Raw genomic sequence first — 24,466 nt, forward strand, 5'->3', positions numbered from 1 at the left:
GGCCGGACGGCCGCCGGCCCGCGTTGTCACAGCCGTGCGGCACACTGGCCGGGTGGCAGACCAGACGACGACCTACATCGCCTTCCTGCGCGCCGTGAACGTGGGCGGCCGCACCGTCAAGATGGAGCGGCTGCGCGCGCTCTTCACCGAGCTCGGCCTCGGCGACGTGCGCAGCTACATCCAGAGCGGCAACGTCTTCTTCACCGTGAACGACGCGGACGTCGCGAACACCGCCGCCGACCGGGCCGAGCTGACCCGCCGGATCGAGCGGCACCTGCACGAGGCCCTCGGCTACGAGGTGCCGACCATGCTGCGCACCGTCACCGAGGTCGAGGAACTGCTCGCGGCCGACCCGTTCGCGGGCATCGAGGTCACCCCGGACATCCGCCTCTGCGTGCTCTTCCTCTCCGAGCCGCTGCCGGCCGAGCTCAGCCTGCCGGCCGTTAGCCCCAAGGGCGACCTGGAGGTCATCGCGGCCACGCCGGGCGCCGCCTTCGTCGTCACGCACATCATCAACGGCCGCCCGGCGGGCACCCCCGGGACGGTCTTCGGCAAGTCCTACCGCGGCCAGGCCACGGCGCGGTTCTTCCACACCACCGCGAAGATCGTCGCGGCGGCGAAGAAGACGAAACAGTAAGCCCGGCTGCGCTCAGTCCACGTCGGACTGCACCTGGGCACCCCAGAGCCGGCCCGAGCACCGCGCGTAGACCGACTGCCAGTGCGGCCACTGGCGGGCCGTCAGGTCGTCGCACTCGGCGAGCAGGGCCTCGATCTGCTCCGGGGCGACGCCCTCCAGCAGCCAGGCGAGCGCGTCGGGTGCCCCGGGACCGTCGGCGAGGCGGAGCAGGTCGAGCAGTTCGCTGAGGGTGCCGACCCGGGACTGTGGCGCGAGCAGCTCGGCCATCACCGGGAGGACCTGCTCCTCCTCGATCCGCAGGTGCGTCTCCAGCCGGGCGGCCAGCTCCTCGACCGCGTAGGCGACCGGCCAGGCGCTGGCCGGGTCGCGGGTGGCCACCCGCATCAGCGTGGTGGTGCGGGTGAAGGAGTGGTCCAGGTTGTGGTGGTCGTCCTCCAGCCAGTTCACCAGCAGGCGCAGCTCGGGGGCGAAACGGCGCAGCAGCGGCCAGAGGCGGACGTCCTGCTGCTCGTGGTGGCAGGTGAGCATCGCGGTGAGGAAGTCCCAGTGCCGCTGCAACGCCGCGGCGGTGTCATCGTCACCGGGCTGGAGCAGCCGCAGCGCGGTCGGGATCCGCGTGAGGTCGCGGCGTAGGGCCGCGTGCACCAGCCGCAGGCCGGAGAATCGGACGGGTCGCACGACCGGCGCCGCCTCACTAGGGCCGCGCTGGGCGGGAACGGACAGCAGATGCGGCTGCATGGCACTCTCTTCAGGACTGTCATGACGGGCTCACGGACGGGGGTCGGGCCGCCCCTCCCGAGTAGGTGAGCGGGAGGGGCGGCGCCATGGTCCAGAGTGGTCGCAGTCGATCAGAGGCGAATCAATGCCCGATTGCCGTGCAGGTCAGAGCCACTGCAGGGAGGAATCGGACAGTGCCGAGCCGGCCGGCCCGGACGGTCCGTCAGTTCGCGGACGGACCCTCCAGGTTCTGGGTCAGCCACTCCAGCGTGTCCGGGATCATCTTCTTGAAGTGCGAGGTGAGGTGCTTGCCGTTCGGCTGCTCGTAGTAGTCGATCTTCGTGGGCGCCGCGGCCTTGGCGACCCAGGCCTTGACCAGCTTGACCTCGTCCGGCGTCGCGCCGCCGGCGGTCGCGAGCATCCGCACGTCGGCCTTGCTCTGGGCGACCAGGACGTCCGGGCTGTTCGCCAGCCGGTCGGTCTCGTGGCCCTTCCAGAACGAGGAGTCCGGGTTGAAGTAGCCGTCGATCGGTACCGCGGCCTTGTAGACGTCCGGGTGCTGGAGCGCCATCTTGGCGCTGCAGAACGCGCCGGTCGAGGCGCCCATCAGGCCCCAGCTGTCCCGGCCCTTCAGGGTGCGGAAGTTGGCCCGGACGAAGTCCGGGATGTCCTGGGACATCCAGGTGCCCATCTTCGGCTGGCCGGGGATGTCGCTGCAGTCGAGCGTCTGGCTCTCGGCGGAGACCAGGTTCTGCACCGGCATCACCATGATGAACGGGTGCGCCTTGCCCTGCTTGACCAGGTCCTCGTCCTGCTCCTGGATCGGCAGCTGGTTGTCGGTCCAGGTGTTGTAGCCGTTGCTCTGGCCACCCGCGTAGAGGGTGAGCACCGGGAAGCCGTAGTCCTTGTACTTCGGGTCGTTGTACTCGGGCGGCAGCCAGATCCAGACCTTGGCGCTGACCCCGGACTTCGGGCCGTTCAGCGTGGTCATCATGATCGGGCCGGCAGCCGTGTCCCGGGCCTTGGTCAGCTGGGCAGCCGGACCGGTCGGGAGCTGCACCTTGCCACTGGACGCGGACGCGGACGCGCTGGGCAGCGCGGCGGCGGAGGCGGAGGCGGAGGCGGAACCGGAGGGAGCTGCGGAGGCCGCGCCCGAGGCGCCGCCGGCGGCCGAGGCGGTCGGCTTCGCGCTGCCGACCGGCTTGCCCTCCGCCGCGGTGCCGCTGCCGCCACCTCCGCACGCGGAGAGCGAGGCGGCCAGCGCGAGTACGGCGGCGGCGGACAGAACTGCACGTGGGCGAGCGAACGGCGGCTGCACGACAGGACACTTCCGGCTGGTGGGTGGCGCCCGGAGTCACGGCTGGGTCCGGGCGGCGCGGACCTCGAAAAAGGCGGCGCGCGGTGTAGTTGATCCTATGACGTGGTCCGGACCTCGCCTGGTTGCGACCAGCCTGGCCAGCAGGCCAATGTTTGCCAAATTCCTCACCAAAACGGTGCACAGTTCGGCAAAGTCCAGTCGATCGGCGGGGGTCGATCCGCTGATCGGGGGGTCATCGCCGCGTTGCCCGGCTGGCGGATCCGACGAATGACAGTGCGGCCGCCTTCGGCGATCATCTGAGCACCGGCCATCGATGAGTTCGAGCACCGTCCATCCGAACACCGTCCATCGGAACACCGCCCATCCGAACACCGCCCATCCGAACACCGCCCGCCCAGGGAGCCCCGCATGCCGCAGCAGATCGCCGTCGTCACCGGAGCCGGCAGCGGCGTGGGCCGGGCCGTCGCGCTCGAACTCGCCGCCGCCGGCTGGCAGCTCGTGCTGGCCGGCCGCCGGGCCGAGCCGCTGCACGAGACCGCGGCGCTGGGCGGCTCCCCCACCGCCGTGATCCCGACCGACGTCACCGACCCGGCCGCGGTGGACGCGCTGTTCGCCGAGGCCGCCGAGCGGTTCGGCCGGATCGACCTGCTCTTCAACAACGCCGGCACGTTCGGTGCGCCGGTCCCGCTGGAGGACCTCTCCTACCAGGACTGGCGCGCGGTGGTGGACCTCAACCTGACCGGCGCCTTCCTCTGCGCGCAGGCCGCGTTCCGGCAGATGAAGGGGCAGCGCCCGCAGGGCGGCCGGATCATCAACAACGGCTCGATCTCCGCGCACACCCCGCGCCCGCAGTCGATCGCGTACACCGCGACCAAGCACGCGGTCACCGGCCTGACCAAGTCGCTCTCGCTGGACGGCCGCCCGTTCCGGATCGCCTGCGGCCAGATCGACATCGGCAACGCGGCCACCGACATGACGGCCGCGATGAGCACCGGCGTGCGGCAGGCGGACGGCCGGATCGCACCCGAGCCGACGATGGACGTGGCCGACATCGCCCGCACCGTGCGCCACATGGCCGAGCTGCCGCTGGAGGCGAACGTGCAGTTCGCGACCGTGCTGGCCACCACGATGCCGTACGTCGGACGGGGCTGACCCGGCGTCATCGACGCACCGGATCAGCCCCGCTCGGACGTTCCCTTCGGCCGGAGCCGGACAGCCGCTACGGCCGCCAGGTGTCGTTCAGCGCCACCTCTCCGCTGGACGGCACGGTCGCGGTGCGGTTCGCCCCGGACTCCCAGGTGACGTTGCCGCTCCCGTCCTTGATCAGGTACTTGTACTGGAACGAGGTGCCCGCCGGCAGCGCCAGGTCGAGCTTCCAGACCGGGTAGGCCGCCGAGGAGAGCGGCAGCGCCTTCGTGGGGTCCCAGGCGCCGAGCGCCGGGTTGTCGCCGACCACGTAGACGTTCTGGCCGGGCGAGGTGGTCGCGTTGACCCCGAACGAGGCGCCGGTGACGTTCGCGCTCGCGCCCTTCGTCACGTACAGCGCGACCGCGTCGCCCGCGCCGACCGTCGCCGTGAACTGGCCGTTCGCACCGACGGTGTACGTCGGGCCGGTGCAGCCGCCGCCCGCGACCGGGTCGCCGTGCTCGACGTCGCAGTACGTGCCGGCCGGCAGCGAGGTCTGGAAGGTCTGGGTGATCGCGCCGCTCTCGTGGTTGAGCGCGACGTAGCCCAGGTTGCCGCGGCCGAAGGCGATCGCGTTGTTGCCGTCGGACCACCAGTTCGTCACCGGCGTGCCGGTCACCGCGTTGCGGAAGCCCACCATGTTGGCGATCTGCCGCCAGGCTTCGGTGCAGTTCCAGCCGTCCTGGTAACAGGCGTTGACGGTGCCGTTGTTCGGCGGGCCGGCGTCGATGTCGCTGAACTGGTAGCCGGAGTAGACGTTCGGCGAACCGTAGTTCTCGGCCAGCAGGAAGACGTTGGCGAGCGTGTAGGTGTTGCCGTAGGTGTAGTTGAGCGTCGAGCCGTTGCGCTCGGTGTCCCAGTTGTCGATGAAGCTGCGGGCCTGGCTGCTCGGCAGGTAGCCCCAGGAGGCGCCCCAGCTGCTCAGGTTGGCGAGCTTGTCGCTGGTGAAGATGCGCTTGAGGTCGGTGCCGACCCGGAACTCGTCCACGTCGCCGTTGCCGGTGTACTCGCTCGGCTGGATCGGCTCGCCGGCGCCGTAGATCACCTCCTGGACCCAGAAGGCGTTCGGGTTCTTCATCTTCGCCTTGATCGCGGCCAGCTCGGTCGCGGCGATGTACTTGGCGGCGTCGATCCGGTAGCCGTCCACGCCGAGCGAGCCGAGGTCGTCCAGGTAGCTCGCGATGGTCTGCTGGACGTACGGGCTGCCGGTGTCGAGGTCGGCGAGGTTGACCAGCTCGCAGTCCTGCACGTTCGTGCGGTCGTTGTAGTTGGTGATCGGCTGGCGGCAGGTGTGGAAGTCCTGGTCCTGGTAGAGACCGGGGTAGTTGTACTTGGTGTAGACGGTGCCGCCGGTGCCGGTGCCCGAGCCGGCCGTCATGTGGTTGATCACCGCGTCGGCGATCACCTTGACGCCCGCGGCGTGACAGGTGTTCACCATGTTCTGGAACTGCGCGCGACTGCCGAGCCGGCCGGCGATCTGGTAGCTGACGGGCTGGTACGAGGTCCACCACTGCGGACCCTGGATGTGCTCCTCGGCCGGGGAGACCTCGACGTAGCCGTAGCCCTTCGGGCCCAGGGTGCTGGTGCACTCCTTGGCGACCGAGTCGAAGCTCCACTCGAAGAGGGTGGCGGTGACGTCCTTGTTGCCCGGTGGGGCGGCCTCGGCCGGCGGCGCGGCGGCGAGACCGGGGGCGAACGAGAGCAGCAGCCCGCCGAGTGCGACGGCGGCCCGGCGGCGCGGGTGGCGGGATCCGGCGGACCCGGCGGATCTCACGGATCTGACGGGCGGGGGGCTGGTGAGCGAGGGGACCACGTTGTCTCCTGGGGGGGCTGGGTGGGGCAGCCGGTTGAGCAGAAAGTTTCTGAAACTTTCTGGAAACTTGCAGCGCCGAACATATGACCGGGCCAGGAACGCGTCAAGGTACAGGCAGGCAACGATTCGGCACGGCTCCGACCTCGAGTGCGACCTGCGCCGTGGGTGAGGCGTGTATACGGATGGCACCGATTCGAACGGTGCCGTTCCGCCGCCCAACCGGGAGACCACCAGATGCACGAGGCGCTCGACTTCGACGAGTTCGCGGCCAGCCGGGCCCGCAGGCTCTTCCAGGTCGCGTACCTGATGTGCGGGGACTGGCACCAGGCGCAGGACCTGGTGCAGACCACGCTCTCCAAGCTCTACCCGATCTGGGGCCGGCTCCAGCGCGACGGCAACAGCGCCGGGCTCGACGCGTACGCCCGCAAGGTCCTGCTGCGCTGCTACCTCTCGCACCGCCGGCTGCGCCGCTCCGGCGAGGTCGCGGTGGCCGAGGTCACCGACGGGCCGTCGGCCGGGCCGGCCGGCAGCACCGAGACCGAGCTACGGCTGACCCTGGTCGCCGCACTGCGCCAGCTGCCGCCGCGCAGCCGGGCGGCGGTCGTGCTCCGCTACCTGGAGGACTACAGCGTCGAGGCGGTCGCCGAAGCGATGGGCACCAGCGCGAGCGCGGTCAAGAGCCTCAATTCCCGCTCGCTGAGCAAGCTGCGGGAGATCCTCGGCGACGACCGCGCGTTGCTGTTCCAGGACTGAGCGAGCGCCGCGCCCGCCCGGGCACGCCTTGGGGACCAACCCCACCGAGCAATCCACCCACCACCCCGAGGAACGCGCAGATGGACTCCCGAGACTTCGGCCCCGACCCCGACTTCGACCACGAGCTGACCCGGCTGCTGGAGGAGAGCGTCGAAGAACTCCGCCCGCCGATCGTCACGATGGTCGCCGAGAGCAACCGGCTGGGCCGCCGCCGGCTGCTGCTGCGCCGGCTCCAGGCGACCGGCGCGGTGCTGACCGTCAGCGCGATCGCGGTCACCTGCGCCGTTTTCGGGCTGCATCAGCCGGCTGCCAGTACGCCGTTGACCACCGCCGCCGACAGCACGCCGACGCCGGCCCTGGTCCCGACCACCCCGGCCACCCTGCTCAAGACGCTGGCCGACCAGCTCCCGGCCGGAGCGAAGCTCTCCGACTTCACCGCGGAGTCGGGCCCCGTCCCCGGACCGACCGACCTGACCGCCTCGGTCGCCTACGACGACGGCCAGGGGCCCGTGATGCTGCGGGTCGAGCTGACCTCGCAGAGCGAGCCGACCGACTGCGCGACCGTCGGCTCGATGCAGGGCGACCCCCGCCCGCCAGGCGCGACGCCGCCGAGCTGCACCGAGGACGTGCTGCCGGACGGCAGTCACCGCACGGTGGTGAGCAGCGTCGCGGTGCTCGGCATCTACCAGTACCAGGTGACGGTCAACCGGCCGGACGGCTCGCAGCTGCAGGTGTCGGCGTCCAGCGCGACCGTGCGGCCCGGCTTCCCGGCGACCGTGGTGAGCCGGCCCCGCCCGCCGCTCGATCTGGCGAGCTGGGCCCGGATCGCCGCCGACCCGCGCTGGCAGCTCCAGGTGCCGCCGGCCACCGCCGCGAAGGGCGCCGCCTTCGCGGCCGAACTCCAGCCCCACTGAGACCGACCCGCCGTCGGCCTCGACCTGACGCTCTGCCAAGCTCCATCGAACGGGGCCCCGACGCGGTATCGACCCGCGCCGGGGCCCCGTTGGCCGTGGCGGCCCCGGGGCGCCGCCCCGGACACCCGCCGCAACGGTCGCCGATCGGGCCACACCGGAGCTGATCAGCACTTTTACCCGAGACTTGACGGTATTTGACATCCCGTGTTTGATCAGGGCGACAACCGTGACGGGATCAGGTGGGAGGGGAGCGATGGCGGTGGTCGGCTCGTCCGGCGGCGTTGAGCTGCGCCACCTGCGCTCGTTCCTGATGGTCGCCCAGGAGCTCAACATCACCCGCGCCGCGGCCCGGCTGCACCTCGCCCAGCAGGCCGTCTCGGTGCAGATCCAGCAGCTGGAACGGATCCTCGGCACCAGCCTGCTGGTGCGCACCTCGCGCGGCGTCACGCTCACCGCGGCCGGCGCCGAGCTGGCGGCCGGCGCCCGGTCCGTGGTCGGCGAGCTGGACAGCCTCACCGAGCGGGTCCGCTCGCACGCCGTCCACCCCGAGCGCGGCGGCCCGCTGCGGCTGGCCTGCTGCCCGTACGCCACCGCGCCGTTCGCGCTGGAGGCGGCCGCCGCGATGGAGGAGGCGATCCCGGGTCTCGCCTTCGACCTGGTCACCGTGCCGACCCCGGCCGAGAAGCTGGCGCTGCTGCGCTCCGGCGGCGCGGACGCCGCGTTCCTCTGGCTGCCGGCGGGCACCGGCGAACTGCCGACCGCGCTGGTCCGCACCGACCGGCGGGCCGTCGCCGTGCAGCTCGGCCACCGGCTGGCCGACCGCGACACGGTCTGCCTGGCCGACCTGGCCGAGGAGCCGGTGGTGATACCGGACATCTTCGACTGCGAGGAGGCCCGCGCGCACTGGCTGGCCGACCCCCGCCCGGACGGCAGACCGGCGCCGCGCGGACCGGCCGCCAGACAGGTGGACGACTGCCTGCTGACGGTGGCCCGCGGCCAGGGCGTCTGGCTCGCGCCCGAGCCGCTCAGCCGATGGGCCGCCGCGCCGGGGGTGCGCTGGCTGCCGGTCCGGGACGCCGAGCCCACCCACCTGGCGATCGCCTGGACCGCCGGCGTGCCCGGCCTGCTGGTCGCCCGGCTGGTCACCGAGCTGCGCCGGTTCACCGGCTGGACCGAGAGCCCCGTCATCGCTGATCCGGCCCGGTAAACCTCGCCAGTTGACTGGACTTGACGAAGTACCGGTCTATTCCCGATTGACAACGCCCGGGATCCGACCTGGCGGCCCCGACTGCCCGGCCGCTCTGGTGACCCCGTCGGTCGGGACCCGTCTCAGGACGTGACCCGCCGCCGGGCCCCCAGCGGTGCGGCCGGGGCCAGGCCGAGCGCGGTCAGCGCGGCCTGGTAGGCCGTCATCGCCTCCATCGGCTGTTCCCGGTCCGCCCAGGAGTCCCCGAGCCGGCGCCACAGCTCGGCCGCCGTCCGGTGCTGCCCGGCCTGGCGCAACTGCTCCGCGCAGGCGCGCAGTTCGCCCTCGCCCAGGCCCACGGCGCCGCCCGCCAGGTGCGCCCGGCCGACCGCCAGCGCGACCTCGGCCCGCTCGCACCAGAGGTCCTTCCCGGCGCCGGCCAGCGCCTGCCGCCCGCGCTCGGCCCAGTCCAGCGCGGCGTCCGGCTCGCCGAGCCGGATCATCACCTCGGCCGCCCAGGCGGCGCACGAGACCACCTCGCTGACCTTGGCGCTCTCCTTCAGGATCCGGTAGCCGGCCGCCAGCAGCTCGGCCGCGGAGCGCAGTTCACCGCGGGCCACCATGACCAGCGCCAGGTTGAACCGGAGCATCCCGTGGTGCCGGGTGTTGTCCGCCTCGGCCATCAGCACCAGCGCCCGCTCGGCGAGTTCGAGCGCGTCGCCGAACCGGCCCTGCTCCCGGGCGATCAGCGAGGCGTTCCACTCCACCGCGCCGAGCGCCACCCGCGAGCCGGTGGAGCGGGCCAGCGGCATCAGCTGGTCGGCGAGCAGCTTGGCCGAGGTGAGGTCGCCGCGCATGATGTAGCAGCCCATCAGCGTGGAGCCGAGCTGCAGGTGTTCGTGGATCGGCGGCACCCCGGCGTCCGCCAGCTCGCGCAGGCCGCGCTCGCCGACGTCCACGCTCATCGCCTGGTCGCCGGCGTCCCGGAAGCTGCGGCAGAGCGCGACCTGCAGCAGCGCCCACTCGGCGCTGCCGAGCTCGGTCACCGGGTCGGCCAGCAGCAGCCGGTACTCGCCGATCGCGGTCTCCAGGTGGCCGAGCTTCTCCAGCGCCCAGGCCTGGCCGAGTCTGGCCCGCCGGCCGGTGGCCGGGTCGGGCGGCGGCTCGGCGGCCAGCACCCGGCGGAAGACCGCGAGCGCCTCGGCGTCGCCGCCGTTGCGCAGCGCGAGCTCGGCGAAGGCGAGGTCCAGCCGCAGGCCCGCCAGATGCCGCTCGGCGGGCGTGTCGTCCGTTGGTCCGTCATCACGCCGGTGCATCGCCAACTCCCCCTCGGCTCGCGGGTCCCCCGTGCCATTGTGGCCGATTTCGCAGCCGGACCATAGTCCGGTTCGGGAAATCTACGGGACTCCTTACGGCTTCGCTACGACGGCCCAGGTCAGCCGCGACCCACCGATCACGGCGCCGCCGCGCCCCAGGGGTGAGGACACGGCGGCCGGCTGACGGTGAATCAGAACTGACGTTCGATCAGCAGTCGGCGCCGGTTCACGGCCGGACCGGGTGCAGCACGGCCCGCACCGGCGCCGCGCCGGACAGGCCGGCGGCGGCCAGGCCCTGCCGGTAGGCGTTCATCGCGGAGTCCGGGCGCTCGTGGCTCAGCCACAGGTCGCCCAGCGCCCGCCAGACCTCGGCCAGACCGCGGCCCGCCGAGAGCTCCGGCGAGGCGTCCGCGTCGGCCAGCAGCCGCTCGGCGGTGTGCAGCGCCTCGGCCGCCTCCGCCGGCCGCCCCTGGAGCCGGCGCGCCTCGCCGAGCTGCAGCCAGGCCCAGACCCCGACCGTGGCGTGCGCGGAGCCGGCCAGGCTCAGCGCCTTCTCGGCGTGCGCCGCGCCGTCGGCGTACCGGCCGAGCATCAGCTCGGCGCGGGCCAGGCTGAGCTCGCAGCCGGCCCGGTCCACCCGGCGGCCACAGCGGGCCAGCTCCAGACCGGCCACCGCGAGGTACTCCTTGGCCCGCCCGGGATCCGGCTCCAGGCCGTCCAGCAGCAGCGAGCCGTAGCCCGCCTTGAGCAGGCCCAGGTAGCGGCCCAGCTCGTCCTCGGCCGGCAGCGCGAGCTCGCGCTCGGCCAGCACCAGCGCGAGCGCGGTGTCGCCCGCCTGCCGAGCCCGCCGCCCGGCCAGCCGGAACGCGGTGGCCCGGGCGGTCGCGGAGGCGGCCTGCTCGGCGTGCGGCAGCAGCCGGTCGGCGAGTTCCCTGGCCAACGGAAGCGCGCCGTTGCGGTGGTACGCCTCGATCAGCGTGACGCCCAGCCCGAGGTGGTCCTCGGTCGGCGGCGAGAGCACCGCGTCGAGCCGCTCCAGCGCGCTGCGGCCGTGCTCGACCGCGCCGGCCGGCTCACCGGCCAGCAGGTGGCAGCGGCAGAGCGCGACGGCGAGCCGCAGCCACTCGGCCGAGCCGGGACCGGCCACCGGATCGCGGTACAGCTCGTGCAGTTCGGCCAGCGCCTCGGCCGGGCGGCTGAGCCGCTCCAGCGCGTCCGCCCGGACGATCCGGGCCCGGCGCCGGGTGGCGGCCTCGGCGGGCGGCTCGGCGGCGAGCACCGCGTCGCATGCCTCCAGTGCGCTGGCCACCCCGCCGGCCCGCAGCGCGAGCTCGGCGAGCGTGATCCGCAGCAGCAACTCGCGCTGGCGTTCGAGGTCCTGGTCGGCCTCCTGGCCGGTGCGCAGGTACTCGACCGAGCAGTCGAGTACGCCGGCGAGCCGGTGCAGGATGGCGGGCGTGACCGGCCGCTTGCCCGACTCCAGCAGCGACAGGTAGCTCACCGACATGCCCTCGCCGGCCAGATCGCTCTGCTTCAACCCGCGCTCGCGGCGCAGGTCGCGCAGTCGTCGGCCGATCTCCGTTGTGGCGTCCTGCCCGGATTCCATGTCCGTCCTTGCCCTCGGTCTCCTGGCGGTACCCCGCGCCGTGCGTTGAACTTGACTCCCTTGTTTACAGGATTGACAGCCACTCTCCAAGAGCCGCGGCGACGGGACAACCCCCCAGCGCTCGAGCACTGATGGAGTCGACCCGCCGCCGAGAGTTCAGAACCGGTTCACCAGCCGCTCGGGAGCAGGACGAAAGCCCGGGTCAGGGCCGGTGCGGAGCCCGCCGCGCCAAGGGCGGGACGGGCTCCCTCCGGTTTCTTGACTGCTTTCAGGACTGCACGAACACCGCCACGGTCCGGGCCGGCACGGTGAACGTGCCGGAGTCCACGGCGAATGAAGCACTCTTCACCACCGGATCGCTTCCGTGCGCCTGCGCGGGGTGCAGCGCCTGCGCGCTCCCCCGCAGCGCGGCCAGCGTCTGCGTCTGGCTGCTCGGCGTCGCGTTGAAGACCACCGTGATCCCCTTCTCGGCGCCCGGCAGCCCGGTGCCGTCCAGGTGCATGGTGATCACTCCCGGGACCTCGCCGGCGGTGCCGGAGAGCGGGAAGGCCACCCGCTGCTGGACCTCGGCCGCGGTGCTCAGCGCGAACAGCGGCGAGGACTGCTTGATCGCCAGGAACGCCTGGTACTGCCCGCTCGTCGCGGTCATCTGCGAGCAGCCCACGGTCAGTTGCGGGTTGTCCAGCAGCGCCTTGGCGGTCGGCCAGAGCGTCTGGTTGTCCGCGGCCGGCGGCAGGCCGTGGCCCCAGCCGTTGCCGTCCTGGCAGGTCTTGCCGTCGGCGGCCGGCCAGTGGATCGCGTTGAACCAGTCGCCGGAGTTGTACGAGTTGCTGTCCAGCGACTTGGAGCGGAGCAGGTCGCTGCCGGCCACCGCGAAGCCCGGGCCCTGGGTGAGCGCGGTCAGCGAGAGGCCGAGTGCCTGCATCCGGGCCCGGTCGTCCGGCGAGGTGGTGGTGGGCAGCTTGTAGGCGAGCGCGTCGAAGAGATCGGTGTTGTCGTGCGCGTCCAGGTACTCGACGGCGTCACCGGGGTTGGCCGCGTAGCCGGTCGGCGAGCCGCCGTAGTCGACGCCCGCGCCGGTGACCGTCTTCCCGGAGCTGTCGGTGAACGAGTACCCGGCCAGGTCGCCGGTCAGGCCGACCTTGATCTGGTCCATCTGGTGCAGCAGCGCGGCCTTCTGCTGGTCCGGCGTGCCGTTCGCCGACGATCCGTTCGGGTCGGTGAACAGGCCCGAGGCGAAGCCCTGTTGCGGCGCGGAGGAGAGCATGAAGTTGCCGCCGCGCCCGGCGTCGCGGATCCGGTCGTCGAAGGTCGCGATCCCGGTCCCGGCCATGTTCTGCTGGGTCGCCTGGACGAACCGGGCGTTGTTGGCGACCACGCCGAAGTTCCAGCCCTCGCCGTACAGGAAGAGCGAGGAGCCGTCCACGCCGTCCTGGCGGACCGTCAGCTTCTTCAGCGCCGACTGCACGTCCAGCATGGTGGACTTCGGGTCCAGGCCCATCAGGTCGAACCGGAAGCCGTCCACCTTGTACTGCTTGGCCCAGGTGACCACCGAGTCGACGACCAGCTTGTCCATCATGGCGTGCTCCGGCGCGGTGTCCGCGCAGCAGCTGTCCGTGGTGACCTGCCCGGTGTCACTGAGCCGCTGGTAGTAGCCGGGGACCACCTGGTCGAGCACCGAGTGCGGGTCCTCGCCGGCGGCCGCGGTGTGGTTGTAGACCACGTCGAGGACGACCCGCAGGCCGGCCTCGTGCATCGCCTGCACCATCTGCCGGAACTGCACGGTCCGCGCGGTGCCGGTCGGGTCGGTCGCGTAGGCGCCCTCGGGCACGGTGTAGTGCAGCGGGTCGTAGCCCCAGTTGTACGCGTCGTCGGCGGCCACCGCCGCCACGCACTCCTGCTGCTTGTCGCTGTCCTTGGGCAGCGAGGCCAGATCGCACGGCGGCAGCTTCTGGTCGGCGGCCGGCGGGATCGAGGCGATGTCGAAGGTCGGCAGCAGGTGAATGGTCGTCACTCCGGCCTTGGCCAGCGCCCGCAGGTGCTGCATGCCGGCCGACTGCGACTCGGTGAACGCCAGGTAGGTGCCGCGCTCGGCGGCCGGCACGGTGCTGTCGGCGGACGAGAAGTCGCGCACGTGCAGCTCCTGGATCTGCTGCTTGCTCGGCGGGATCGGCTGCGGGCTGCGGCCGTTGTCCCAGCCGGCCGGCTTGGTCGAGCCGTCGGACAGGTCCGCGACCAGGCTGCGGCTGGAGTCCGGCGAGAGCGCCACCGAGTAGGGGTCGGTCACCGTGTTGTCGACGATCTTCTGCACGCTCGGCGCCCAGACCTTGACGTCGTACGTGTAGTACTTCCCGTCCAGATCGCCGCGGTCGCCGGTCAGCGACCAGACGCCGGTCGCGTCGTCGCGGTGCAGCGGCACGGTCCGCGCGGCGGCGCCGGTCGCGGCGTCGTAGAGCCGCACCGAGACCTGCTGCGCGGTCGGCGCCCAGAGCGAGAGCGTCACCGTGCGGCCGAACGGCCACCACCACGGGCCCTCGCTGCGGTAGACCGGCCCGAGCTTCACGCCGGCCGCCTTGCCCGCGTACAGCGCGTCCAGCACGCCGGGCAGCTGCACGCCGGTCGCGGCGAGCACCGCGCCGTTCGGCAGGTGCTCGGTGAACGCCACCTGGCCGCGCAGCGCCTGCGGCACCCGGTCGGTGTCACGCGGGTCGACGCTGAACGCGCGGTAGCCCGCGAGGTTCGGGTACTTCTGCTTCTGCGCGTCGGTCAGCCCGCCGGCCACCGGGTTCAGCCGCAGCCACTGGCCGGGCTTGCTCAGCACGCCCTTGTCGATGCTCAGGCCGCCGGCCGGGTCGTAGATCAGCTGCGCGCTGGTGCCGGCGGCCAGCGCCGCGTCACCGGCGCCGTAGCCGGCCGGGACGGCGACGGTGGTCGCGTCCAGCCACTGCGCCTTCGCGGTGGAGAGATCGAGCTGCGCGTTGGTCGCGGCGACCTCGGGCAGCAGATAGCCCTCCTGGCCGCCGTTCACCCAGACCTCGTGGCCGTACGTCGCGAGGTCGAGCGACTGGTCGTCGGGCAGGTCCTTGGTGTCGCCGTTGTGCAGGATGTAGCTCAGGCTGGTCGCGCCGGGCGCCAGCGGGACCGTGAAGACGTCCCCGAAGGCGTCCCGGCCGGACGGCTGGAGCGGCTTGGTCCAGTCGGTCGGGTTCGCCGCGCCGGTCCAGTCGTGCAGGCCCCAGCCGGCGTAGTCGCCGTCGGCCCGGTGGTAGTGGATGACCGCGGTGTTCGGCGGGGGTGTGGGGTTCGCGGGGCCCGGGTTTTGGGTGTAGACGTTCTGGTCGCCCTCCTTGACCCAGACCTCCCCGGTCGAGCCGACGTCGATGTGCCGGTCCGCGGCGCCGTCCTTGGTGCCGTTGTTCTCGACGATGAAGCCGACGTCCGAGGCGCCCGGCTTCAGCTTCACGTACGCGAACGCGCCGTAGGCGTCGCGACCCACGAACGGGTGACCGGCCGGCCAGCTGGTCCCCTCGCCGTCCGCCAGGTCGCCCCAGGCGTAGAGGTTCCAGCCGTCGTAGTCGCCGTCCTTGCGCTGGTAGTGCACGACGGCGTACGGGCGGGCGTCGGTGGTCGGCGGCGGCACCGGGGCCGGGGTGCCGGTGGTGAACGAGCCGGTGGCCGCGCGCAGGTGGCCGGCGTCGTCCTGGACCACGGCCTTGTAGCGGACCAGCGTGCCGGGTGCGACGCCGGTCAGGTCCTGGGTCACCTGGTCGATCCCGGTGTCCGAGGTGCCGAGCGTCTGCCAGGGCCCGTTGCCGATCTGCGCGGCGTAGCTCACCCGGTGGTAGCCGCCGCCGTCCACGCTCGCACCGAGCGTGACCTGGCCGGTCGAGCCCTCGGCGGGCGGGTTCAGCGTGATCGCCGGGGCGGCGGGGGACGGCGCGAGCTTCTCCGTGGCCCGGTAGACCACCGAGGAGAGCGGTGGCACGGTCACGGTCAGCTTGCGGTCGGCGCTGCTGGTGAGCGTCGGGCCGGCGCCGGGGTAGAGCTGCTGGAAGCCCATGCCGGGCGAGAAGGTGTCCAGGGCGACGGTCTGCGCGGTGCTCGCGTTGTTGACCGCGACCAGGTACTCGACCTGCTGCTTCTCGTCGATCCGGGAGAACGCGTAGACGCCGGGGCCGGCGGCCGCGTACCGCTGGATCTGCGCGCCGTCGGCCAGCGCCGGGTTCGCCGCGCGCAGCTTGGCGAGCGCGGATATGCCCTGGTAGAGCGGGCCGCTCTCGCCGTAGCGGTCGGCCGGGCCGGGGGCGCCGCCGATCACCGGGTCGGCGTTGTAGTCGGCGACCTTGGAGGCGAACATGTCCTGCCGGGCGTCCTTGTCGCCGCCCGGGCCGGTGAAGCCCTGCTCGTCGCCGTAGTAGACGACCGGCTGCCCGCGGGTCAGGAACTGGAGCTGGTTCGCCAGCTGGTCCTTGGCGAGCAGCGTGGCCGGGTCGGCGCCCGGGTTGTCGGACTCCAGGAACGAGCCGATCCGGCCCATGTCGTGGTTGCCGGTGAAGGTCGGCAGCTCGTAGGCGTTGCTGTCGGCCGAGGTGTAGCGGTAGTCCTGCGCGTACAGCTGGGCCAGCGCCTGCGCCGAGGCGCCCTGCGAGACGTAGCGCCGCGCCGCGTCCTGGAACGGGAAGTCCAGGGTGGCCTGGAGCTTGCCCTTGGTGACGTACGGCGAGGTGACGGTCGGGTCGGCCGAGTAGACCTCGCCGAACATGAAGAACTTCTTGTTGCCCTGCTGCGCCGCGTAGCTCTTCAGCGCCGGGGCCCACTGCTGCCAGAACGCCATGTTGACGTTCTTCACGGTGTCGATCCGGAACCCGTCGACGCCGGTGTCGTGCACCCAGGTCTGGTAGATCTTCTCGAAGCCCTTGACCACCGCGGGGTTCTCGGTGTCCAGGTCGTCCAGGCCGTCGAAGTCGCCCTCGGTCGCGGATTCGCCGGCGAAGGTCGAGTCACCGCGGTTGTGGTAGTAGGCCGGGTTGTTCAGCCAGGCCGGGGTCTTCGCGTTCGGGTCGGTGACCACGGGCGTGTACGGGAACGAGTTCGCGGTCAGGTCGGGGAACGCCGCGTTGTGGTTCGCCACGTCGGCGTCGGCGGCCGCGAGCTCGTCGACCGGGGCGCCGTTCTTGTCCAGCGTGGGGTAGGCGCCGGTGGAGCGGTAGTCGGAACTCTTCTGGGCGTAGTCGATGACGTCGGCGGTGTGGTTGGTGATGACGTCGAAGAAGACCTTGATCCCGCGGGCGTGCGCCTTCGCGATCAGCTCCTTGAGCTGCGCGTTCGTGCCGAAGTGCGGGTCGACCTGGGTGAAGTCGGTGATCCAGTAGCCGTGGTAGCCGGCCGAGGCCGCGTCACCGGTGCCCTGGACCGGCTTGTTCTTGAAGATCGGCGCCATCCAGATCGTGGTGGTGCCGAGCTGCTGGATGTAGTCGAGCTTGTCGATCACCCCCTGGAGGTCGCCACCGTGGTAGAAGCCCTTGTCGGTGGGGTCGAGCCCGTTCTGCATCCGGCTGCCCGTGATGCCGCCGGTGTCGTTGGACGGGTCACCGTTGGCGAACCGGTCCGGCAGCACGAAGTAGTACTGCTCGCGGGTCAGGTCGTGCCGGTCGGCGAGCGCGGCCAGGCTGCGGTCCGAGGGCGCGGGTGGGGCGGTGTCGGCAGCGGTGGCGAGCGGGGCGGTGCCGAGGGTCGCCGCGGTCAGCGCGATCGCGAGCAGCACCCCCGTCCGGCCCGGTCGATTACGTCGACTGCTTCGTTCGTGAACTGAGGATCTGCGGGCGGGACTGGATGGGACGACGGCCACAGCGGCTCCCTTGCCGGGCGGGGCGTGTTCAGGTCGCCAGGACGCTAGTGGCCGCAATTTGTTTCAGCAAGATCCTGAAACGAATTTCTTCATGTTCCGGCCATCCTGACCCCCGCCTCGCACCCCCCGTTGCGAACGCGTAACAATGGAACGCATGTGTGTCCCTCCGATGCGCCCAGCCCGCGCATACCGTGCCGCCTCCCCCGCCCCGTTCGGGGGCATGCGCCTAGCACTGTGGGAGGACTGTCGGTGAAGAATCCACGACCAGAGGATGATCGGACGGCCACGGAACGTCTGGCAGACTTCTCGTCCATGGGGGAACCGACCGAGATCCAGACGCCTAGCCGGGGCAACAGTGCCCAGGCCGGCAGCGGCGGTTCCGTCCAAGCCCCCGGCCGACCGGCCGACGGAGCCGAGGACGGAGCCACCGGGAGCACCGCACTGGGTGCCACCACCACGCTGCGCAGCCGGATCGTCGCCCAGCGGCGCGGCCCGGCCCGACCGCGGCTCCTCTTCGAACTCGCGCTGATCGGCATCAGCTACTGGCTCTACTCGCTGGTGCGCAACGCCGTGCCCGAGCAGGCGTCGATCGCCCAGCGGCACGCGACCGCGGTCTGGCACTTCGAGCAGTCGCTCGGCATCGCCGTCGAGCGCTCGGTGAACCACGGCGTCAACTCGGTGACGTGGCTCATCGTCGGGATGAACTACTACTACGCGACGCTGCACTTCATCGTGACGATCGCGGTGCTGGTCTGGCTCTACCGCAGCCATCCCGGCCGGTACGCGGCCGCCCGCACGGTGCTCTTCGTCACGACCGGCATCGCGCTGCTCGGGTTCTACCTCTACCCGCTGGCCCCACCGCGGCTGAAGACCGGCGCCGGCTTCATCGACACCGTGTTCGTGCACCACACCTGGGGCTCACTGGCCTCCGGCGCGGCGGCCAGCACGACGAACCAGTACGCCGCGATGCCCTCGATGCACATCGGCTGGTCGATGTGGTGCGGGCTGACGATCTTCTTCCTGGCCGAGCGCAAGTGGGTGCGGGCACTCGGGCTGCTCTACCCGCTCTTCACCCTTTCGGTGATCATCTCGACCGCCAACCACTACTGGATGGACGCGTTCTTCGGTGCGCTCTGCCTGGGCGTCGGCTTCGTGATCACGCGGCTGATCTACCACCGCTGGGCGTACCAGTTCCCGCAGATCCCGGCCTCCTGGCAGGCCGCCGGCCAGCTGCCCGAGCAGCGGCCGACCCCGGTCGGCGCCGGCGCCGCGCGCCGCTAGTCCGCGCCCGGCTCGTAGCCCGGTCCTCCTGAAGCCCGCCCGGCCTGCCGGGCGGGCTTCAGCCGTTCGACCACCGGTTCACCCGCCGTAGAAGAGCCGCTCCACGACGCTCCGGGCCCGGCGGGTGGTGCGGCGGTAGTGGTCCACCAGCTCACCGCTGCGGCCACCGCCGTAGCCGAGGTAGCGGGCCACCCCGGCCAGCTCGCGCGGCTCGTTCGGGAAGCTGTCCCCCGGGCGCCCGCGCACCAGCATCACCGCGCTGCGCACCCGGGAGGCCAGCACCCAGGCGGCGTCCAGCACCTCGGCGTCCGCCGTGCTCAGCAGCTGCGCCCGCGCGGCGGCCAGCAGCGCCTGGCGGGTCCGGGTGGTGCGCAGCTGCGGCAGCTCGTGGCCGTACCGCAGCTGGAACAGCTGGACCGTCCACTCGACGTCGGCCAGGCCGCCGCGGCCGATCTTGGTGTGCGTGGTCGGGTCGGCGCCGCGCGGCAGCCGCTCGCTCTCGATCCGGGCCTTGATCCGCCGGATCTCCATCAGGTCCCGCTCCGGCACGCCCTGGGCCGGGTAGCGCAGCGGGTCGATCAGCTCGCGGAACCGCTCCCCCAGCTCGGCGTCGCCCGCCACCGGCTCGGCGCGCAGCAGCGCCTGGCTCTCCCAGACGTGCGACCAGCGCGCGTAGTACGCCGCGTACGAGCCGAGCGTGCGCACCAGCGGCCCCTGCCGCCCCTCCGGGCGCAAGTCGGCGTCGACCAGCAGCGGCGGCTCGGTGGACGGCGCGGCGAGCAGGCTGCGCAACTCGTTGCAGACCGCGCGGGCCGCGGCCGTCGGATCGTGCTCACCGTCCGGCAGCGGCTCGTGGACGAAGAGCACGTCGGCGTCCGAGCCGTAGCCCAGCTCGTGACCGCCGAACCGGCCCATCGCGATCACCGCGATCCTGGCCGGCAGCGGCTCGCCGTGCGCCGCCTCCCAGCCGGCCGTGCAGGCCGCGAGCGCGCCACGCAGGGTGGCCGCGTTCAGGTCGGTGAGCGCGGTCGCGGCCTCCTCCAACGCTTCGGCGGGCTGCTCGCCGAACCGGCCGAGCAGGTCGGCCGCCGAGGTCCGGAACAGCTCGCGGCGGCGCACCGACCGGGCCGCCGCGACGCCCGCGGCCGCGCTCGGCGCCCGGCCGACCGCCGAGCGGATCTCCTGCTCCAGCGCGGCCGGCGGGCGCGGGCGCAGGCCGTCCGGATCGCCGAGCATGGCGACCGCCTCCGGCGCCCGCAGCAGCAGGTCGGGGGCCAGCCGGCCGGCCGACAGGATCCTGGCCAGGCCCTCGGCGGCCGCGCTCTCGTCGCGCAGCAGCCGCAGGTACCAGGGCGTGCGGCCGAGCGCGTCGGAGACCTGCCGGAAACCCAGCAGCCCGGCGTCCGGGTCGGCCGAGTCGGCGAACCAGGAGAGCAGCACCGGCAGCAGCGTGCGCTGGATCGCCGCCTTGCGGCTGACGCCGGAGGCCAGCGCGGTCAGGTGGCGCAGCGCTGCCGACGGGTCGGCGAAGCCGAGCGCCTGGAGCCGCTGGCGGGCCGCCTCCGGGGTCATCGCGGGCGTGCCGGGGGTGAGTGCGTCGCCGCCTGCGAGGTCGGCGACGGCGGTGAGCAGCGGCCGGTAGAAGAGCTTCTCGTGCAGCCGGCGGACCTCCAGCGCGTGCCGCTTCCACTCGCGCTGCAGCGCGGCCACCGGGTCGGCGCGGGTGTCGTCGTTGATCATCCGGGCCAGCGAACGGGCGAGCCGCCGCTGGTCGGCCGGGTCGGTCGGCATCAGGTGGGTGCGGCGCAGCCGGTGCAACTGGATCCGGTGTTCGAGCGAGCGCAGGAACCGGTAGGCGGCGTCGAGCGAGGCCGCGTCGGCGCGGCCCACATAGCCGCCTTCCGACAGTGCTTTGAGAGCTGTCAAGGTATTGCCACTTCGCAGTGCCGGGTCGGTCCGTCCGTGGACCAGCTGGAGCAGCTGGACCGAGAACTCGACGTCGCGCAGCCCGCCCGGGCCGAGCTTGAGCTGGCGGTCCAGCTCGGTGGCCGGGATCGCCTCGATCACCCGGCGGCGCATCTGCTGGACGTCGGCGACGAAGTTCTCGCGCTCGGCAGCTTGCCAGACCAGCGGCGCCACCGCCGCGACATACGCCGCGCCGAGCTCCGCGTCGCCCGCGACCGGGCGCGCCTTGAGCAGCGCCTGGAACTCCCAGGTCTTCGCCCACCGCTGGTAGTACGCCAGGTGGCTGGCCAGCGTGCGCACCAGCGGCCCGTTGCGGCCCTCCGGGCGCAGGTTGGCGTCCACCGGCCAGATGGTGCCCTCCCTGGTGGTGTCCGAGCAGAGCCGCATCATCGTGGCCGCCAGCCGGGTGGCCGCCTGCAGCGCCCGGTTCTCGTCCACCCCCTCGCGGGCCTCGGCCACGAAGATCACGTCCACGTCCGAGACGTAGTTGAGCTCCCGCCCGCCGCACTTGCCCATGGCGATCACGGCGAGCCGGCAGGCGTCGGCCGCCGCCGGGTCCTGCTCGCTCGCCAGGGTCAGCGCGGTGCGCAGCGTGGCGCCGGCCAGGTCGGCCAGCTCGGCGGCGGTCTGCTCCAGGTCGGTGGTGGCGCTCAGGTCGCGGGCGGCGATGGTGAGCAGGCAGCGGCGGTAGGCGGCGCGCAAGGCGTCGGCCGGCTCGCGGTCGGACTCCCGCACCCGCTGCGAGAGCTCGCGGCGGAACTCGTGCTCGCCCGGGTGGATGTCCCGCACCTCGAAGGTGACCAGCGCGTGCCAGTCGCGCGGATGGGTGGCCAGGTGGTCGCCGAGCGCGGCGGAGGCGCCGAGCACGCCGAGCAGGCGGTCGCGCAGCGGCTTCGAGGTGGTCAGCGTGTCGCGCAGCGCGTGCCGGTCCGGCTCCGGCAGGGCCTCCAGCAGCCGGGCCAGGCCCAGCAGCGCGAGGTCGGGATCGGCACTGGCGCCGAGCGCGTCCAGCAGCACCGAATCGGCGGCCAGCCCGTGCAGCGCCGGCGCCTCCAGCCGGCGCACCGCCGCCTCGGGGTCGGTGAAGCCCCGGCGGACCAGCCGGTTCTCGGGCCTGCTGATCCGGCCCTCGTGCCGCGGACCCGGCGTCTCCTGCAAAGCCATCAGCCCCTCCGCTGCCGCGTGCGGTGCGCTCGAACGTACGCACTGTTTCCAGCCTACGGACCGAGCCCCGGTCCCGATCCCCGAAGACGCCGACCGGGTACACCCGGAAGGACCACGGCGCGGTGCGCACCTGCCCACTTCCGGTGGATGGTGAACACCGTGGACCGCCCGGGCCCACCATCGGCTGCTGAGGAGTGGTCATGCCACTGCTGATCCGCCTGCCGCGCCTGCTGCTCGGCCTGCTCCTGACCGCCGCGTCGGGCATAGCCGGCGGCGGGTCCGCCGGCGCGGCACCGTCACCGTTCGAATCGGCGCAGATCGGCTTCGCCGACACCTTCCACACGCTGGACGTCGGTCCCGGCCGCACCTGGGGCTGGCAGACCGGCGCGTACCAGGACTGCACGGACAACCAGCACGACTTCAAACTCGACGAGCTCAGCCAGTCGGCGCTGAGCACCGACGGCAACCGGCTCACCATCACCGCCTCGCCGCGCGCCGACGGCAACTGGGACACCGGACTGCTGACCACCGGCGACTCCTGCGACACCGGCGGCGACGGCAGCGAGGAGCACACCGGGGACCTGGTGATGGCCCACGTCCGGCTGCCGGCCGCCGGCACCGGCGCCTGGCCGGCGCTGTGGAGCTGGCGGGACGGCGAGAACGAGATGGACGTCTTCGAGTGGCAGGCCGACCACCCGGACACCCTGGAGTTCGTCAACCAGGTCAAGGGCGGCAACGGCACGTACACCGCGCCGGTGGTGGCCGCCGACACCTGGCTCTACATAGGCGCCCGGTTCGGCGCCGACAGCGTCACCTGGTACGTCGGCCGCAGCCTCGACCGGCTCGCCGTCGCGTACACCGACCACAACGGCGTGGGCCCGGACTTCGCGGCCTATCCGATCCTCAGCCTCTCGGTCAACAACGGGGTCTACCATCCGGCCCCCACCACGTCGCAGCCGATCTCGTTCAGCTGCGACTCGCTGACCATCTACCACCCGGCACCGGCCGACCTGCCGTCCTGACCCACCGCCACCGCCTCGCACCATCGCGCGCGTTGTCATCTCCGCGTGTCACGCCTGGGCGGCGTGCAGCTCAGCATTGCGGCGGGTCTTCACCCAGCCGTTGCGGCCCTTGGTCATCCGGGCCGCCGCGCGCCAGGTGCAGGCGCAGTAGAACCAGATGTAGAGGGAGTAGCAGATGCCCCAGCCGACACAGCGCCACAGACCCGCCGAGCGCTCGCACTTGAGCCAGTAGATCGGCCCCCAGACGGTGAACTGGACGAGGCTGAGCAGCAGGTAGGCCAGCAGCAGCCCGTACCCGCCGTTCGTCAGGAACTGCGCGAGCGTCTCGGGGTGCTCGGCGTACCGGACGGCCAGCCGGACCGCGAGCACCGGCAGGACCACGCTGCCGAAGAGCTGCATCCACGGCTGGAGCAGGCAGTACGTCACCTCCAGCACGCCGAGCGTGGTCAGCCGCGGCGAGTTCCAGATCCGCGGCAGGTAGCGCATGCACTGCATCGCGCCCTGGCTCCAGCGCACCCGCTGGGCCAGCAGCGCGCGGACGTTCCACAGCCCCTCCTGGTCCACCCAGGTGTCCCGGGTGAACGCCGTGCGCCGGCCGGCCAGCGTCAGGTGCAGGCCGAGCTCGTAGTCCTCCAGCAGCAGGCCGCCCCACGGTCCCGGCGCGTCGCCCGCGACGTCGGTGAGCGCGGCCAGCCGGGTGAACTGGCCGTTGCCGCCCATCGCTACCGTCCGGGTGACCCGGCGGCTGAACTGCATCGCGGGGATCGCCGTGCGGAACTCCAGGTCCTGCATCCGGACCAGCGTGCGGGCCAGCAGGTTGCGCGCGAGGTACTGACGGCCGAGCGGGCGCTGCTCGTCCCGGTTGCCCATCCGGACCTCGATCTGCACGGCCGCCACCTGCGGATCGCCGAGCAGGTGCGCGGCGCTGACGTGGTCGAGGCAGCGCGGGCCCGGCCGTCCGTCGGCGTCGAACACGGCGACCACCACCCGCTCGTGGTCGGCCTCCGCGGGCAGCCAGCGCAGCAGCGCCTGGTACGCCGCGTTCAGCGCGGCGCCCTTGCCGGTCCGCGCCTCGGGCAGCACCCGCTGCACCAGGTGCACGAAGGGGTCGGTCTCGGCGGCGGCCCGGACCACCTCGGCCGTGCCGTCCAGCGAGCCGTCATCGACGACCCAGACGTGCAGCGCCTCGTGCTGCGCGCGCAGCCGGGCGAGCGTCTGGCCGATCACCGCCGCCTCGTCCCGGCAGGGCACCAGCACGTGCCAGTCGAACGCCGCCGGGTCGCCGGGCTGCGCCGGCCGCCAGCGCAGCAGCGGCACCACCAGCGCCGCCGTGTAGGCGACGAAGACGGCGCCGAGCAGCAGCGACAGCGCCACGGCGAAGCTGAGCACCGTACCGGCCGAGGAGTTCACCGCCCGCCCTCCGTCATCGCGATCGTCATCGCCATCGTCGTCACTCTCACTCGCGCTCTCGTCCTCGGCCCGGACCGCGACCGCCGCCGGGGCCGGACCGCGCTCGCGCGCGATCCGGCCCCGCGACGTACCTCGCAGGCCGGGGTGACGGCCTCAGGCATTCCCGCCGCGCCGACGCATGCCGCGGGTCAGCAGCGCGCCGCCCAGGACCATCGCGGCGGAGAGCACGGTGAACATCAGGGTGTGGCTGCCGGTTGCGGCGAGCTCGCCGCACCCGGCAGCAGCCGCGGCGCCGGCTGTGCAGGGCTTGTACACGGTTGTCCTCCAGAGG

Annotated in this window: 16 protein-coding genes; 7 read left to right on the plus strand and 9 right to left on the minus strand. The window is 72.5% G+C overall.

From position 1 onward, the window contains the following. Window positions 1-52 precede the first annotated feature (52 nt). Window positions 53-637 carry a DUF1697 domain-containing protein gene (locus AC060L_RS14875; protein WP_483799194.1) on the plus strand — a complete coding sequence of 195 codons (585 nt, stop codon included), beginning with the start codon at window positions 53-55 and terminating at the stop codon, window positions 635-637. Window positions 638-649: 12 nt separating this feature from the next. On the opposite strand, the gene AC060L_RS14880 is transcribed toward AC060L_RS14875, so the two are convergent. Further along, a complete protein-coding gene (locus tag AC060L_RS14880; RefSeq protein ID WP_483799195.1) occupies window positions 650-1,375 on the minus strand; it encodes a hemerythrin domain-containing protein in 726 nt (241 codons plus the stop codon). A 202-nt stretch (window positions 1,376-1,577) separates the two neighbouring features. Continuing rightward, on the minus strand, window positions 1,578-2,672 hold the full coding sequence (locus AC060L_RS14885) for an alpha/beta hydrolase (RefSeq protein ID WP_483799196.1): 1,095 nt from the start codon (window positions 2,670-2,672) through the stop codon (window positions 1,578-1,580). 408 nt (window positions 2,673-3,080) lie between these two features. On the opposite strand from AC060L_RS14885, the gene AC060L_RS14890 reads away from it, so the two are divergent. Next, window positions 3,081-3,824 carry an SDR family oxidoreductase gene (locus AC060L_RS14890; protein ID WP_483799197.1) on the plus strand — a complete coding sequence of 248 codons (744 nt, stop codon included), beginning with the start codon at window positions 3,081-3,083 and terminating at the stop codon, window positions 3,822-3,824. Between the two features lie 67 nt (window positions 3,825-3,891). Here AC060L_RS14890 and AC060L_RS14895 read toward each other — a convergent pair whose 3' ends face one another. Next, complete coding sequence (locus tag AC060L_RS14895) at window positions 3,892-5,565, minus strand: carbohydrate-binding module family 20 domain-containing protein (RefSeq protein ID WP_483799338.1); 1,674 nt, start codon at window positions 5,563-5,565, stop codon at window positions 3,892-3,894. Between the two features lie 339 nt (window positions 5,566-5,904). Here AC060L_RS14895 and AC060L_RS14900 point away from each other — a divergent pair, with 339 nt between their 5' ends. The 3 genes from AC060L_RS14900 to AC060L_RS14910 all read left to right on the plus strand — a co-directional run bounded on the left by AC060L_RS14900 (window position 5,905) and on the right by AC060L_RS14910 (window position 8,544). After that, window positions 5,905-6,423 carry a SigE family RNA polymerase sigma factor gene (locus AC060L_RS14900; protein WP_483799198.1) on the plus strand — a complete coding sequence of 173 codons (519 nt, stop codon included), beginning with the start codon at window positions 5,905-5,907 and terminating at the stop codon, window positions 6,421-6,423. An 80-nt stretch (window positions 6,424-6,503) separates the two neighbouring features. Continuing rightward, window positions 6,504-7,337 carry a hypothetical protein gene (locus AC060L_RS14905; RefSeq protein WP_483799199.1) on the plus strand — a complete coding sequence of 278 codons (834 nt, stop codon included), beginning with the start codon at window positions 6,504-6,506 and terminating at the stop codon, window positions 7,335-7,337. Between the two features lie 253 nt (window positions 7,338-7,590). Next, window positions 7,591-8,544: a LysR family transcriptional regulator gene (locus AC060L_RS14910; RefSeq protein WP_483799200.1), complete on the plus strand. Its 954-nt coding sequence runs from the start codon at window positions 7,591-7,593 to the stop codon at window positions 8,542-8,544. A 122-nt stretch (window positions 8,545-8,666) separates the two neighbouring features. Here AC060L_RS14910 and AC060L_RS14915 read toward each other — a convergent pair whose 3' ends face one another. From AC060L_RS14915 to pulA, 3 genes are all read right to left on the minus strand, one after another. Then, window positions 8,667-9,839: a helix-turn-helix domain-containing protein gene (locus tag AC060L_RS14915; protein WP_483799201.1), complete on the minus strand. Its 1,173-nt coding sequence runs from the start codon at window positions 9,837-9,839 to the stop codon at window positions 8,667-8,669. A gap of 226 nt (window positions 9,840-10,065) precedes the next feature. Next, on the minus strand, window positions 10,066-11,445 hold the full coding sequence (locus tag AC060L_RS14920; protein ID WP_483799202.1) for a helix-turn-helix domain-containing protein: 1,380 nt from the start codon (window positions 11,443-11,445) through the stop codon (window positions 10,066-10,068). Between the two features lie 268 nt (window positions 11,446-11,713). Beyond that, entirely contained in the window at window positions 11,714-17,293 is a 5,580-nt protein-coding gene (gene pulA, locus AC060L_RS14925; RefSeq protein WP_483799203.1) for a pullulanase-type alpha-1,6-glucosidase, read from the minus strand. 312 nt (window positions 17,294-17,605) lie between these two features. Between pulA and AC060L_RS14930 the strand changes: the two genes are divergently transcribed. Further along, on the plus strand, window positions 17,606-18,574 hold the full coding sequence (locus tag AC060L_RS14930; RefSeq protein ID WP_483799204.1) for a phosphatase PAP2 family protein: 969 nt from the start codon (window positions 17,606-17,608) through the stop codon (window positions 18,572-18,574). Between the two features lie 78 nt (window positions 18,575-18,652). Here AC060L_RS14930 and AC060L_RS14935 read toward each other — a convergent pair whose 3' ends face one another. Beyond that, complete coding sequence (locus AC060L_RS14935) at window positions 18,653-21,703, minus strand: bifunctional [glutamine synthetase] adenylyltransferase/[glutamine synthetase]-adenylyl-L-tyrosine phosphorylase (RefSeq protein WP_483799205.1); 3,051 nt, start codon at window positions 21,701-21,703, stop codon at window positions 18,653-18,655. A 200-nt stretch (window positions 21,704-21,903) separates the two neighbouring features. Between AC060L_RS14935 and AC060L_RS14940 the strand changes: the two genes are divergently transcribed. After that, window positions 21,904-22,725 (plus strand): LamG domain-containing protein, encoded by an 822-nt coding sequence (locus AC060L_RS14940; protein ID WP_483799206.1) that lies wholly within the window; start codon window positions 21,904-21,906, stop codon window positions 22,723-22,725. A gap of 48 nt (window positions 22,726-22,773) precedes the next feature. Here the strand turns inward: AC060L_RS14940 and AC060L_RS14945 are convergent, their stop codons facing one another. Then, window positions 22,774-24,135: an XrtP-associated glycosyltransferase gene (locus AC060L_RS14945; protein ID WP_483799207.1), complete on the minus strand. Its 1,362-nt coding sequence runs from the start codon at window positions 24,133-24,135 to the stop codon at window positions 22,774-22,776. 153 nt (window positions 24,136-24,288) lie between these two features. Then, window positions 24,289-24,450 (minus strand): LPXTG cell wall anchor domain-containing protein, encoded by a 162-nt coding sequence (locus AC060L_RS14950; protein ID WP_483799208.1) that lies wholly within the window; start codon window positions 24,448-24,450, stop codon window positions 24,289-24,291. Between the last annotated feature and the right edge of the window lie 16 nt (window positions 24,451-24,466).

The sequence above is a fragment of the Kitasatospora sp. NEAU-69 genome, assembly GCF_057158765.1.

Coding starts and splice junctions, on each gene's coding strand:
- AC060L_RS14890 (WP_483799197.1), top strand. CDS start 3,081: ATGCCGCAGCAGATCGCCGTCGTCACCGGAGCCGGCAGCGGCGTGGGC.
- AC060L_RS14940 (WP_483799206.1), top strand. CDS start 21,904: ATGCCACTGCTGATCCGCCTGCCGCGCCTGCTGCTCGGCCTGCTCCTG.
- AC060L_RS14915 (WP_483799201.1), bottom strand. CDS start 9,839: ATGCACCGGCGTGATGACGGACCAACGGACGACACGCCCGCCGAGCGG.
- AC060L_RS14900 (WP_483799198.1), top strand. CDS start 5,905: ATGCACGAGGCGCTCGACTTCGACGAGTTCGCGGCCAGCCGGGCCCGC.
- AC060L_RS14920 (WP_483799202.1), bottom strand. CDS start 11,445: ATGGAATCCGGGCAGGACGCCACAACGGAGATCGGCCGACGACTGCGC.
- AC060L_RS14930 (WP_483799204.1), top strand. CDS start 17,606: ATGGGGGAACCGACCGAGATCCAGACGCCTAGCCGGGGCAACAGTGCC.
- AC060L_RS14910 (WP_483799200.1), top strand. CDS start 7,591: ATGGCGGTGGTCGGCTCGTCCGGCGGCGTTGAGCTGCGCCACCTGCGC.
- AC060L_RS14935 (WP_483799205.1), bottom strand. CDS start 21,703: ATGGCTTTGCAGGAGACGCCGGGTCCGCGGCACGAGGGCCGGATCAGC.
- AC060L_RS14905 (WP_483799199.1), top strand. CDS start 6,504: ATGGACTCCCGAGACTTCGGCCCCGACCCCGACTTCGACCACGAGCTG.
- AC060L_RS14880 (WP_483799195.1), bottom strand. CDS start 1,375: ATGCAGCCGCATCTGCTGTCCGTTCCCGCCCAGCGCGGCCCTAGTGAG.